Origin of the sequence: Citrobacter sp. S39, assembly GCF_009495675.1 — a bacterium.
Classification (GTDB): Bacteria; Pseudomonadota; Gammaproteobacteria; order Enterobacterales; family Enterobacteriaceae; genus Citrobacter; species Citrobacter freundii.
This window is the reverse complement of record NZ_CP045555.1, coordinates 2201278-2214202: the sequence shown is the minus strand read 5'-3', so window position 1 is coordinate 2214202 and position 12925 is coordinate 2201278. Positions and strand designations below refer to the sequence as shown.

Annotated in this window: 15 protein-coding genes; 7 read left to right on the top strand and 8 right to left on the bottom strand. The window is 50.5% G+C overall.

The genetic code is table 11. The features are described from left to right. Nucleotides 1-31 precede the first annotated feature (31 nt). Together tyrA and aroF are read right to left on the bottom strand one after the other, a co-directional pair. Nucleotides 32-1153, bottom strand: coding sequence for a bifunctional chorismate mutase/prephenate dehydrogenase (gene tyrA / locus GFB57_RS10480; protein WP_003031242.1), 1122 nt, complete (start codon nt 1151-1153; stop codon nt 32-34). A 10-nt stretch (nt 1154-1163) separates the two neighbouring features. Beyond that, a complete protein-coding gene (aroF, locus tag GFB57_RS10475; RefSeq protein ID WP_003031241.1) occupies nt 1164-2234 on the bottom strand; it encodes a 3-deoxy-7-phosphoheptulonate synthase AroF in 1071 nt (356 codons plus the stop codon). 214 nt (nt 2235-2448) lie between these two features. Here aroF and GFB57_RS10470 point away from each other — a divergent pair, with 214 nt between their 5' ends. The 4 genes from GFB57_RS10470 (at nt 2449) to GFB57_RS10455 (ending at nt 5214) form a co-directional block, all read left to right on the top strand. Next, on the top strand, nt 2449-2823 hold the full coding sequence (locus tag GFB57_RS10470) for a DUF2799 domain-containing protein (protein WP_003031240.1): 375 nt from the start codon (nt 2449-2451) through the stop codon (nt 2821-2823). A 158-nt stretch (nt 2824-2981) separates the two neighbouring features. Next, nucleotides 2982-3500 carry a YfiR family protein gene (locus GFB57_RS10465; RefSeq protein ID WP_003839843.1) on the top strand — a complete coding sequence of 173 codons (519 nt, stop codon included), beginning with the start codon at nt 2982-2984 and terminating at the stop codon, nt 3498-3500. Next, nucleotides 3493-4719: a diguanylate cyclase DgcN gene (gene dgcN / locus GFB57_RS10460; protein ID WP_003031236.1), complete on the top strand. Its 1227-nt coding sequence runs from the start codon at nt 3493-3495 to the stop codon at nt 4717-4719. The genes GFB57_RS10465 and dgcN overlap by 8 nt, the downstream gene beginning before the upstream one ends. A gap of 12 nt (nt 4720-4731) precedes the next feature. After that, entirely contained in the window at nt 4732-5214 is a 483-nt protein-coding gene (locus GFB57_RS10455) for an OmpA family protein (protein ID WP_003031234.1), read from the top strand. A 131-nt stretch (nt 5215-5345) separates the two neighbouring features. Here GFB57_RS10455 and rplS read toward each other — a convergent pair whose 3' ends face one another. The 5 genes from rplS to ffh form a co-directional block, all read right to left on the bottom strand. After that, nucleotides 5346-5693, bottom strand: coding sequence for a 50S ribosomal protein L19 (gene rplS / locus GFB57_RS10450; RefSeq protein WP_002914145.1), 348 nt, complete (start codon nt 5691-5693; stop codon nt 5346-5348). A gap of 39 nt (nt 5694-5732) precedes the next feature. Next, nucleotides 5733-6500 carry a tRNA (guanosine(37)-N1)-methyltransferase TrmD gene (gene trmD / locus GFB57_RS10445; RefSeq protein ID WP_003031232.1) on the bottom strand — a complete coding sequence of 256 codons (768 nt, stop codon included), beginning with the start codon at nt 6498-6500 and terminating at the stop codon, nt 5733-5735. A 44-nt stretch (nt 6501-6544) separates the two neighbouring features. Further along, complete coding sequence (gene rimM / locus GFB57_RS10440) at nt 6545-7093, bottom strand: ribosome maturation factor RimM (RefSeq protein ID WP_003031230.1); 549 nt, start codon at nt 7091-7093, stop codon at nt 6545-6547. Nucleotides 7094-7111: 18 nt separating this feature from the next. Then, a complete protein-coding gene (rpsP, locus tag GFB57_RS10435; RefSeq protein ID WP_003031228.1) occupies nt 7112-7360 on the bottom strand; it encodes a 30S ribosomal protein S16 in 249 nt (82 codons plus the stop codon). A gap of 253 nt (nt 7361-7613) precedes the next feature. Beyond that, nucleotides 7614-8975 carry a signal recognition particle protein gene (gene ffh, locus GFB57_RS10430; protein WP_003031226.1) on the bottom strand — a complete coding sequence of 454 codons (1362 nt, stop codon included), beginning with the start codon at nt 8973-8975 and terminating at the stop codon, nt 7614-7616. Nucleotides 8976-9140: 165 nt separating this feature from the next. On the opposite strand from ffh, the gene GFB57_RS10425 reads away from it, so the two are divergent. Together GFB57_RS10425 and GFB57_RS10420 are read left to right on the top strand one after the other, a co-directional pair. Continuing rightward, nucleotides 9141-9932, top strand: coding sequence for an inner membrane protein YpjD (locus tag GFB57_RS10425; protein ID WP_003031224.1), 792 nt, complete (start codon nt 9141-9143; stop codon nt 9930-9932). 18 nt (nt 9933-9950) lie between these two features. After that, on the top strand, nt 9951-11240 hold the full coding sequence (locus GFB57_RS10420; protein ID WP_008324538.1) for an HlyC/CorC family transporter: 1290 nt from the start codon (nt 9951-9953) through the stop codon (nt 11238-11240). A 49-nt stretch (nt 11241-11289) separates the two neighbouring features. Here GFB57_RS10420 and grpE read toward each other — a convergent pair whose 3' ends face one another. Continuing rightward, the gene (gene grpE, locus GFB57_RS10415; protein ID WP_003031221.1) at nt 11290-11883 is read right to left on the bottom strand and encodes a nucleotide exchange factor GrpE; all 594 of its coding nucleotides are present in this window, start codon (nt 11881-11883) and stop codon (nt 11290-11292) included. 122 nt (nt 11884-12005) lie between these two features. Here grpE and nadK point away from each other — a divergent pair, with 122 nt between their 5' ends. Beyond that, on the top strand, nt 12006-12884 hold the full coding sequence (gene nadK, locus GFB57_RS10410; RefSeq protein ID WP_003031220.1) for an NAD(+) kinase: 879 nt from the start codon (nt 12006-12008) through the stop codon (nt 12882-12884). Nucleotides 12885-12925 lie beyond the last annotated feature (41 nt).

Below are 12925 nucleotides of genomic sequence, written 5' to 3'. Positions count from 1 at the left end.
GATAAGGCGAAGCCGCCATCCGGCATCTTAATTAAGGACGGCTGTCATTCGCCTGGCGTAACAAAGTACGGCTTTCACTCTGGAAGCGTTTCGCATAATCGCCAAACCAATGCTCCACCTTACGGAAACTGTCGATAAACGCTTGCTTATCGCCCTGTTCCAGTAAACCGATCGCCTCACCAAAACGTTGATAGTAGCGTTTGATCAGCGCAAGGTTGCTCTCAGACGACATAATAATATCGGCATAGAGCTGCGGATCCTGGGCAAACAGACGGCCAACCATCGCCAGTTCAAGACGGTAAATCGGCGAAGAGAGCGCCAGCAGTTGCTCCAGTTGAACATTCTCTTCCGCTAAATGCAGACCGTAAGCAAAGGTCGCAAAGTGACGCAATGCCTGAATAAACGCCATGTTCTGATCGTGTTCAACGGCGCTGATCCGATGTAGTCGTGCACCCCATACCTGAATCTGTTCCAGAAACCACTGATAGGCTTCCGGCTGACGTCCATCACACCAAACGACGACCTGCTTTGCCAGGCTGCCACTGTCCGGACCAAACATTGGGTGTAACCCCACCACCGGGCCATCATGTGCAGCCAGCATCGCCTGCAAAGGACCATTTTTCACTGAAGCCAGATCCACCAGGATGCAGTCAGACGGCAGACGCGGTAGTTTGGCGATCACCTGCTCGGTGATGTGGATCGGCACACTGACGATCACCATCCCAGCATCAGAGACGATCTCCGGCGCGCGATCCCAATCCTGCTGTTCCAGGATCCGCACCTGGTAACCTGACAGGGTGAGCATTTTTTCAAACAGACGCCCCATCTGACCGCCGCCACCGACGATCACTACCGGCCGCAGAGAAGGACAAAGCGTTTTAAACCCTTTGTCGTTCTCACTGGAATAGGACTCACGCATAACGCGGCGTAGCACATCTTCAATCAGGTCCGGCGGCACGCCAAGGGCTTCCGCTTCTGCCCGGCGAGAGGCAAGCATAGAGGCTTCCCGTTCCGGCACGTAAATCGGCAACCCAAAACGGCTTTTTACTTCACCAACTTCGGCAACCAGCTCCAGGCGGCGTGCCAGTAAATCCAGCAGCGCCTTGTCGACTTCATCAATTTGATCGCGTAATGCGGTCAATTCAGCAACCATAACCAACCTCTTATGCTACACGCGCCGACAGCTGACCGTTTAAATCTTGACTAATTTCACGCAGCAGCGCATCCGTCATTTCCCAGCTAATGCAGGCATCGGTTACGGACACGCCGTATTTCATTTCGCTGCGCGGCTGTTCAGAAGACTGGTTGCCTTCGTGAATATTACTTTCAATCATCAAACCAATGATCGAGCGATTGCCATCTTTGATTTGTGCAATTACGGATTCAGCCACGGCAGGCTGACGGCGGTAATCTTTATTGGAATTACCATGACTGCAATCTACCATCAGAGAAGGTCGTAGTCCCGCCTGCTCCATCTCTTTTTCGCACTGGGCGACATCTGCCGGGCTGTAGTTCGGCGCTTTACCCCCGCGCAGGATCACGTGGCCGTCCGGGTTCCCCTGAGTTTGCAACAGCGCAACCTGCCCGGCCTGATTAATACCAACAAAGCGGTGCGACTGCGCAGCCGCACGCATGGCGTTAATGGCGGTCGCCAGGCTACCGTCAGTACCATTCTTAAAGCCGACCGGCATGGAAAGACCGGAAGCCATTTCGCGGTGTGTCTGCGATTCCGTGGTACGGGCTCCGATTGCAGACCAGCTAAACAGATCGCCCAGGTATTGCGGGCTATTTGGATCCAGCGCTTCAGTTGCCAGCGGCAGTCCCATATTTACCAGTTCAAGCAGCAGCTGACGCGCAATTTTCAGACCTGCTTCAACATCAAAAGAGCCATCCATATGAGGATCATTAATTAACCCTTTCCAGCCAACGGTGGTACGGGGTTTTTCAAAATAGACGCGCATCACCAGGTAGAGGCTATCGCTGACCTCTGCGGCAAGGGCTTTAAATCGACGAGCATACTCAATAGCCATTTCAGGATCGTGAATGGAGCATGGGCCACATACGACCAGCAGGCGCGGATCGCGACCGGAGATAATATCTGAGATGGTTTTACGCGACTGGGCGATTTGCGCCTCTTGCTCCTGGCTCAGCGGAAATTCAGCTTTCAGCTGCTCCGGGGTCATCAGAACCTGTTCGTCGGTAATATGTACGTTGTTCAGCGCGTCTTTTTGCATGATGGTGATCCTGTTTAGCTCGTTTGCGATAGTTGATCCTCAGCGAGGAGGAAATAACGATACCATAACAGGTAAAGATTTCAATCCACAATCCGTAAATTTTAATTTACACAGCGTTATTTTAAGGCAAAAACAGCTCTTATAGATGTACACTTAAATTTACATCACGAATTTTCAGATCCGCTATGCTTAAAAAAACAAGGGAGCACAGGCAATGAAGCAACTCATCAGCATCTTATTTCTATTCCTTCTTAGCGGATGTCAGATAGATCCCTATACCCATGCCCCCACCTGGACTGGTACTGACTGGTATGACGCCGGGATACAAGATGCCATTTCGGGCTATGCCGTTAAAGATAATGAAACTCTTGCCGACAACTTCAATGATCCCGAAGTCGATCGTACGAAATATCTTAAGGGTTACGCCGAAGGGCAACGCAAAATCTGCCAGCAAGATTTTGTTTACGCCAGAGGTCTGACCGGGAAAACCTTTCCTCCAAGTTGTGATACGGTCGAAAATATTGACCAGTTACACGATGCCTGGAAAAAAGGAGCAAACGAAGGTGCTGCCTCAATAAGATTAAACTAAACAATGGTTTAAATATTACAGACAACTAGGATTTAACTTAAATCGCCATCAGCTTTACCCCTGGAATAATGACGACTTAGGAAAATAATGTTATTTTGTCTTAAACAATCTTGAATGTATTTCGACGCTTTACGGCAAACGCTGGTAGGTAACTATTCATGAGCTATTCTTACCGACTCATACTTCTACTGGCACTGCTCCTGACCGGGTTACCGCTGTACGCCCAAAGCGTTACAGAAGAAGCAAAATCTGTACGTGCTATGGTTTCCGGCATCGTCAGTTATACACGCTGGCCAGCACTTTCCGGGCCACCCAAACTGTGTATTTTCTCTTCATCGCGTTTTTCCAGTGTTCTGGAAGATACCAGTACTGGGGCATTACCCTATCTTCCCGTCATCATTCGTACGGAACAAGAAATATTAGTTTCGCAATGTGACGGTTTTTATTTTGGAAAAGAATCACCTACTTATCAGGTGGAATTAAAGAATAAATATCCGACTAAGGCATTGCTATTAATTGCAGAACAAAATCCCGAATGCGTTATTGGCAGCGCCTTTTGCCTCATAATTAAAGATGAAGATGTGAGATTTTCCGTAAATATGGATTCCCTTTCACGCAGCGGCGTAAGGGTAAGTCCTGACGTATTGATGCTTGCACGGAATAATAAGCATGGATAAGGGCCATTCTCCTGTAACACGCCCAACGTTTAAACGGACATTACGGCGTATCAGCATAATCAGCGTCCTGGTGACGATGACGTTGATCTGGCTGCTGCTCAGCATTTCTTCCGTGCTGGCCTTAAGACAGTATGCGCAAAAGAATCTGGATCTGACTGCCGCTACCATGACCCGCACGCTTGAAGCTGCACTCGTCTTTTCTGATGCCGTCGCGGCAACGGAAACTCTGGCGGCATTGGGTCAGCAAGGGCAATTTTCCGTTGCGGAAGTTCGTAATAAAAACCAAAAGGTGATCGCCACCTGGCGCTATAACGCGCAAGACACCACGGAGAAGATCAGCGGACTGATCAGCCACTGGCTGTTCCCACAACCGGTCACTCAGCCTATTTTGCATAATGGCAACGTCATCGGCGAAGTACGATTGACTGCACGCGATAGCGTTATCAGCCGTTTCATCTATTTGTCGCTGGCCGTTCTTACCGGGTGCATTTTGTTGGCATCAGGCATAGCATTAATGCTCACCCGCTATTTACACAATGGCGTCGTGGAAGCCCTGCAAAATATAACCGAGGTGGTACATGATGTACGTACCAACCGTAACTTTTCGCGACGCGTTTCCGAGGAACGCATTGAGGAGTTTCATCTTTTTGCCCAGGACTTTAATAGTCTGCTGGACGAGATGGAGGAGTGGCAACTTCGGCTGCAGGCAAAGAACGCTCAACTTTTGCGTACCGCGCTACATGATCCTCTGACGGGCCTGGCAAATCGCGCCGCTTTTCGTAGCAGTATTAACGCGCTGATGAATGACGATGCCGCCCACAGCAGCTCCGCTTTGTTATTCCTTGATGGTGATAATTTTAAATTTATCAATGATACCTGGGGCCACGCTGCGGGGGATCGGGTTCTGATTGAAGTCGCTAAAAGGCTGTCCGAATTTGGCGGTAATCGACATTCGCCATACAGACTTGGCGGCGACGAGTTCGCGATGGTGCTGTATAGCGTTCATTCTGAATATGAGGTTCAGCGGATCTGCGCGGCACTGTCACAAGAGTTTAACCGACCTTTTGACCTGCATAATGGTCATCTGGCAAGCATGACACTCAGCATTGGGTTTGCGCTGACGTGGGAACATGCCTCTGCCGAAAAATTACAAGAACTTGCCGATCAAAATATGTATCAGGCTAAACATTTGCGTTCTGAACGCATTATTAAAAAATAAGGAATTACACACATGCTAAAACGTTTATTATCCCCGTTTCTTCTGCTTTTACTGATTCTGGCAGGCTGTCAGGCACCTCAGGGGAAATTTACCCCAGAGCAAATTGCAGCCATGAAATCATACGGATTTACTGAAGCATCAGGAGACTGGTCTCTCGGCCTGTCTGACAGCATCCTGTTTGACAAAAATGACTATAAACTCCGTCCTGAAAGTGAAAAACAGATCAAGGAAATGGCATCCAAACTGGCAGCTACCGGGCTAAATCATGCTCGCCTGGATGGTCATACTGATAACTACGGTGAAGACAGCTATAACGAAGCTCTGTCGCTCAAACGCGCGAATGTGGTTGCCGATGCCTGGGCGCAGGGCGCCAACATTCCCCGCACCAACCTGACGACTCAGGGACTCGGGAAGAAATATCCCATTGCCAGCAACCAGACATCAAAAGGTCGTGCTGAAAACCGCCGCGTTGCCGTCGTGATCGCTACACCATAATCACTCTCCTACTGGCTGCGCGCCGCGCAGTCATTCCATTGCCATAAAGAACAACAGAGCAAACGTCGGGATAAAAAAAGGGCCAGCCTTTCGGCCAGCCCTTTTCTAACAGGATGTCGCTTGCGCGAATCTTAGTTAAGACGCTCTTTGATACGAGCAGACTTACCAGTGCGCTCACGCAGGTAGTACAGTTTAGCTTTACGAACAGCACCACGACGTTTAACAGCAATGCTGTCAACTACCGGAGAGTGAGTCTGGAAGACACGCTCAACGCCTTCGCCGTTGGAAATTTTACGAACAGTGAATGCAGAGTGCAGACCGCGGTTACGAATAGCGATAACCACGCCCTCGAATGCCTGCAGACGTTTTTTGGAACCTTCAACAACCCATACTTTCACTTCCACGGTATCACCCGGACGGAAGGAAGGTACGTCCTGCTTCATCTGTTCTTGTTCAAGTTGCTTAATAATGTTGCTCATAATTTAATCTCTTATCCTGGGTAAACTGATATTGGGGGCTTACGCCTGCCCATCATGTTTATGTTGCTGTTGTGCGTGTTCCTTTTTGAACTCCGCCAGCAACCTTGCTTGCTCTTCAGTCAGAGCCAGGTTTTCCAGAAGTTCAGGTCTTCTAAGCCAGGTCCGGCCCAGCGACTGTTTCAAACGCCAGCGACGTATCTCAGCGTGGTTTCCTGACAGTAACACTGCCGGTACTTCCATCTGCTCTAACACTTCAGGTCGGGTATAGTGCGGGCAATCCAGCAATCCATCAGCAAACGAATCTTCGATTGCTGAAGCTTCATGACCCAGAACTCCCGGAATAAACCGGGAAACGGAGTCGATCAGCGTCATTGCCGGTAACTCACCACCGCTGAGTACGTAATCGCCGATTGACCATTCTTCGTCAATTTCGGTTTGAATCACGCGCTCATCTATTCCTTCATAGCGACCACATACCAGAATCAGCTTTTGATTCGTGGCCAGTTCGCTAACGCCCGCTTGATCAAGCTTGCGTCCCTGAGGTGACAAATAAATCACCTTTGCGCCTTCACCAGCCGCAGCTTTTGCTGCATGAATGGCGTCCCGTAAAGGTTGCACCATCATTAACATCCCCGGTCCGCCGCCGTACGGACGATCGTCCACGGTACGGTGCCGGTCATGAGTAAAGTCACGAGGACTCCAACTCTGGATGTTCAGCAGGCCATTTTTTACTGCCCGGCCAGTTACCCCGTAATCGGTAATTGCGCGGAACATTTCTGGAAACAGGCTAACGATACCTATAAACACAAGCCAATCCCCATAACGCCGACTTTTACCGTTTATCCGGTGGTTTAAAAACCAGGATCCCAATCTACTTCGATAGTACGAGTAGCGAGATCGACTTTCTTGATAACCTGCCCATCGAGGAACGGCACAAGACGTTCCTTGATACCAAACGCATCTTTCAGGTTTGCCTTGATGACGATGACGTCATTCGAACCGGTTTCCATCATATCGACGACTTTACCGAGATCGTAGCCTTCAGTGGTCACTACCTGGCAGCCCATAAGGTCTTTCCAGTAGTAGGAACCATCTTCCAGCGCTGGCAACTGCGAGGAATCCACGACAATTTCGCAATTAGTCAGTAGATTCGCCGAATCACGATCGTCAACGCCTTTCAGCTTGATGATCAGATCCTGATTGTGGTGCTTCCAGCTTTCCAGCTGTACTTGCTGCCACTGACCCGCCTTCTGGATAAACCAGGGCTGATAGTCAAAAATGCTTTCGGCGTCTTCAGTGGAAGAAAACACTCTGAGCCAACCACGGATACCGTAAGAAGACCCCATTTTCCCCAAAACGATGGGTTCTACAGGAGCCTGTGCGGCGAGTTGCTTGCTCATCATGACCACCGTGACAGATTAAGCTGCTTTGTTTGCTGCTTTGATCAGCGTAGCTACGCGATCAGAAATAGTCGCGCCCTGGCCAACCCAGTGAGCGATGCGATCCAGATCCAGGCGAGTGCCTTCTTCTTTTTCGCTAGCGATTGGGTTAAAGAAGCCAACGCGCTCGATGAAGCGACCGTTGCGTGCATTACGGCTGTCGGTAACAACAACCTGGTAGAACGGACGCTTTTTAGCGCCGTGACGAGCTAAACGAATAGTAACCATAACATCCTCTTGTGTGAATAAAACACCCAGGCCCCATCGAGGAACGGAGCCCAGGTGTCATATTAAAAGCCCGAAAATTTTACTGATTTCTGGAAAAAAAGCAATCAACATGTGATGAAGCTTTATACCAGGGCGTTACCGTTGCAGCCAGTTTGGCGTCGGCGCGCGCGCAGAAAGCGGAGCGTACACGCAGTACGTGAGCATTTCGAGCACACTCCGGCGTCAAAATGGCAAATAAGGTAGCCCGATATATTTATCTACCAGGGAAGCCGGGCGGCATCATCCCCTTCATACCACGCATCATCTTCGCCATACCGCCCTTCTTCATTTTCTTCATCATGCGCTGCATGTCGTCGAACTGTTTCAGAAGGCGGTTTACGTCCTGTACCTGCATACCGCAACCGGCAGCGATACGGCGTTTACGGGAACCTTTGATAATTTCCGGCTTAGCGCGTTCTTTCATCGTCATCGAATTGATGATGGCTTCCATACGCACCAGAACTTTATCGTCCATCTGCGATTTCACATTGTCAGGGATCTGACCCATGCCCGGCAGCTTGCCCATCAGGCTTGCCATACCGCCCATGTTTTTCATCTGGTTGAGCTGTTCAAGGAAATCATTGAGATCGAAGCCATCGCCTTTTTTCAGCTTGCTGGCTAATTTTTCTGCCTGCGCGCGGTCAACCTTGCTTTCGATATCTTCGATCAGCGACAGCACGTCGCCCATGCCGAGAATACGCGAAGCAATCCTGTCCGGGTGGAACGGCTCCAGCGCTTCGGTTTTCTCGCCGACGCCGAGGAATTTAATTGGCTTACCGGTAATATGACGAATAGAAAGCGCCGCACCGCCACGGGCATCACCATCAACTTTTGTCAGTACTACGCCGGTTAACGGTAGCGCTTCGTTAAAGGCTTTTGCGGTATTCGCGGCATCCTGACCGGTCATGGCGTCGACCACAAACAGCGTTTCTACCGGTTTGATAGAAGCGTGGACCTGTTTGATTTCGTCCATCATCGCTTCGTCAACGTGCAGACGACCGGCGGTATCCACCAGCAGCACGTCATAGAATTTGAGTTTGGCTTCTTTCAGCGCGGCGTTAACGATATCGACCGGCTTCTGGCCAACATCCGACGGGAAGAAGTCCACGCCGACCTGCTCGGCCAGAGTTTCCAACTGTTTGATCGCCGCCGGGCGATAAACGTCCGCGGAGACCACCAGCACTTTTTTCTTGTGCTTCTCGCGCAGGAATTTACCCAGCTTACCGACGCTGGTCGTTTTACCCGCACCCTGCAGGCCCGCCATAAGCACCACGGCTGGCGGCTGTGCAGCCAGATTCAGGGTCTGGTTTTCTTCGCCCATTGCCGCAACCAGTTCGTTACGGACAATCTTGACGAATTCCTGACCCGGCGTCAGGCTTTTGTTAACTTCATGACCAACCGCTTTCTCTTTTACGCGATTGATAAACTCACGCACTACCGGCAGCGCTACGTCAGCCTCCAGCAGCGCCATGCGCACTTCGCGCAGCGTCTCTTTAACGTTGTCTTCAGTAAGGCGTCCACGGCCACTGATATTGCGCAGCGTGCGCGACAAACGATCGGTTAAATTATCAAACATTGTCTCTCGCCTGGGGTGGAAACGGTCGGTCGCGACAGCGACACATCAACAGAAATTTGTCGCAGTATAACATGAAGCCGCCTTTGTTGTTATGCAACGGTTGGAGCAGCGGTCACGTAACGCTATACTGCTTTTCTTTATCACTGGCCAACTGTCGACACCTATATGCCCGTTTTTGCTCTGCTCGCCCTTGTCGCCTACTCAGTCAGCCTCGCGCTGATTATTCCCGCTCTGCTGCAAAAAAACAGCGGCTGGCGGCGTATGGCTATTCTCTCTGCGGTTGTCGCGCTGGTAAGCCATGCTATCGCCCTGGAAGCGCGTATTCTGCCCGGCGGTGAAAGCGGACAAAACCTGAGTCTGTTGAACGTCGGCTCGCTGGTGAGCCTGATGATCTGTACGGTAATGACCATTGTCGCTTCCCGCAATCGAGGCTGGCTATTGCTGCCCATTGTCTACGCCTTTGCGCTGATAAACCTGGCCTTCGCCACGTTTATGCCTAACGAGTTCATCACCCATCTTGAAGCTACGCCGGGCATGATGATCCATATCGGGCTTTCGCTTTTCGCTTACGCCACGCTGATTATCGCCGCACTCTATGCGCTACAGCTTGCATGGATTGACTACCAACTGAAAAACAAAAAACTGGCTTTCAGCAATGAGATGCCGCCGTTGATGAGTATTGAGCGGAAAATGTTTCATATCACCCAAATTGGCGTGGTTCTGCTGACACTCACCCTGTGCACAGGCCTGTTTTACATGCATAACCTGTTCAGTACCGAGAACATTGATAAAGCCGTTCTCTCTATCGTGGCATGGTTTGTCTATATCGTTCTGTTGTGGGGGCATTACCATGAAGGTTGGCGCGGACGTCGCGTCGTATGGTTTAACGTCGCAGGCGCAGGCATTCTGACACTGGCCTATTTCGGCAGTCGTATCCTGCAGCAGTTCGTGAGTTAAATCTTTAAGGAATCCTACGTGGAACACATCTCCACCACCACGCTCATTGTCACGCTCCTCATCATGGTGGTCATTTCCGCCTATTTTTCCGGTTCTGAAACCGGAATGATGACCCTGAATCGCTATCGTCTACGTCATCGGGCCAAGCAGGGAAATCGACAGGCAAAACGCGTTGAAAAGTTACTTCGCAAGCCGGATCGCCTGATAAGCCTGGTGCTCATCGGCAATAATCTGGTGAATATTCTGGCCTCCGCGCTCGGTACTATTGTCGGTATGCGCCTGTATGGCGATGCGGGCGTCGCCATTGCCACTGGGGTACTGACGTTTGTGGTACTGGTTTTTGCCGAAGTACTGCCAAAGACGATTGCCGCACTATATCCGGAAAAAGTCGCCTATCCGAGCAGTGTCCTGCTGGCTCCCCTGCAGATTCTGATGATGCCGTTGGTATGGTTACTCAACACCATCACGCGGCTGCTGATGCGCATGATGGGCATCAAAACGGATATCGTAGTGAGCGGTTCGCTGAGTAAAGATGAACTGCGAACGCTGGTGAATGAATCGCGCTCGCAAATCTCACGCCGTAACCAGGATATGCTGCTGTCAGTGCTGGATCTGGAAAAAGTCAGCGTCGATGACATCATGATCCCGCGTAATGAAATTATCGGCATTGATATCAACGATGACTGGAAATCAATCGTGCGTCAGCTTTCGCACTCTCCGCACGGTCGTATTGTGCTGTATCGTGACTCGCTGGACGACGCTATCAGTATGCTACGCGTACGTGAAGCCTGGCGATTGATGGCCGAGAAAAAAGAGTTCACCAAAGAGACCATGTTACGCGCCGCCGACGAAATTTATTACGTTCCGGAAGGCACGCCACTCAGCACCCAGCTCATTAAATTTCAGCGTAATAAGAAGAAAGTGGGCCTGGTCGTCAATGAATATGGTGATATTCAGGGACTGGTTACGGTCGAGGATATCCTGGAAGAGATTGTTGGTGACTTCACGACCTCAATGTCACCGACGCTTGCCGAAGAAGTCACACCGCAGAATGACGGTTCGGTGATCATTGACGGTAGCGCCAACGTTCGTGAAATCAATAAGGCGTTTAACTGGCACCTGCCGGAAGATGATGCACGTACCGTGAACGGTATTATTCTTGAAGCGCTGGAAGAAATCCCGGTTGCCGGCACACGTGTGCGTATTGGGCAGTACGATATCGATATTCTCGACGTGCAGGACAATATGATTAAACAGGTGCAGGTGTTGCCCGTCAAACCGCTGCGGGAAAGCGTATCGGACCAGTGAGAGTAATCCAGACCGGGTAGCGCATCAGCATTACCCGGTCTGAGGCTGATTAGCCTTTAGCTTTCGCCACAGAGACCATCGCCGCACGGATGGTACGTCCGTTCAGGGTATAGCCTTTCTGCATAACCATCAGCACATTACCGGCAGCAACGTCGTCAGACTCTACCATGGCAATCGCCTGATGCACATTCGGGTCCATCGGCACGTCGATATCCGCAACCACTTGTACGCCAAACTTCGCCACAACATCCAGCATTGACTTACGGGTCAGCTCAATACCTTCAACCATCGCCGCCATAGCGTCATTGTCTTTGTCCGCAACTTCCAGCGCACGGTCCAGGCTATCCAGCACCGGCAGCAGCTCGTTGACGAATTTTTCCAGTGCAAACTTATGCGCTTTTTCTACGTCCAGTTCGGTACGACGACGCAGGTTTTCCATTTCCGCTTTGATACGCAACACGCTGTCGCGCTCGCGAGTTTCGGCTTCAGCAAGCTGAGCTTCCAGATTCGCAATTTTTTCATCGCGCGGATCCACCTGCTCAGCAGAAGCGTCTGATTCAACCGCCTCAACTTCTTCGTGCTGATCCATGATAATTTCTTCCGGGGCTTGCCCCTCAGGCGTTTTCTGTTCTTTACTACTCATGAATTTCTCCGCGTTTTTTTCGCATTCATCTCGCTAACCTGGATTATTATGGGGATAAGATTCAGGGTTTCAAGGGAAGTACTCACATTGTCACTAATCTTCGTTACAAGGACCTCGAGAAAATGAACAAACATTTCAAGTGTATTGGCATTGTGGGGCATCCACGTCACCCCACTGCACTGACCACACATGAAATGCTCTACCGTTGGCTGTGCGCCAAAGGTTATGAGGTTATCGTTGAGCAACAAATCGCCCACGAGCTGCAGCTGAAAAATGTGAAAACCGGTACGCTCGCAGAGATTGGCCAGCAGGCAGACCTCGCCGTGGTTGTCGGTGGCGACGGCAATATGCTGGGCGCCGCACGCACCCTGGCACGTTATGACATCAAGGTTATTGGCATTAACCGCGGCAACCTCGGTTTCCTGACCGACCTTGACCCAGACAATGCGCAACAACAGTTAGCTGACGTGCTGGAAGGCCACTACATCAGCGAAAAGCGCTTTTTACTCGAAGCCCAGGTATGCCAACTGGACTGCCAGAAGCGTATTAGCACTGCGATCAATGAAGTCGTGTTGCACCCCGGAAAAGTGGCGCACATGATTGAATTTGAAGTCTATATCGATGAAATTTTTGCCTTCTCCCAGCGTTCGGACGGCTTGATTATTTCCACTCCGACCGGCTCTACTGCCTACTCACTCTCTGCCGGAGGCCCGATACTGACGCCTTCGCTGGATGCCATTACGCTAGTCCCGATGTTCCCACATACGCTTTCCGCACGACCGCTGGTGATCAACAGTAGCAGCACCATTCGCCTGCGCTTCTCTCATCGCCGTAACGATCTGGAAATCAGTTGCGACAGCCAGATCGCCCTGCCTATACAGGAAGGTGAAGACGTATTAATTCGCCGCTGTGATTATCATCTGAACCTTATACACCCAAAAGATTACAGCTATTTCAACACATTAAGCACTAAGCTAGGCTGGTCAAAAAAATTATTCTAATTTAACGCCAACCTCTTTACTGTATAAAAAACCAGTTTATA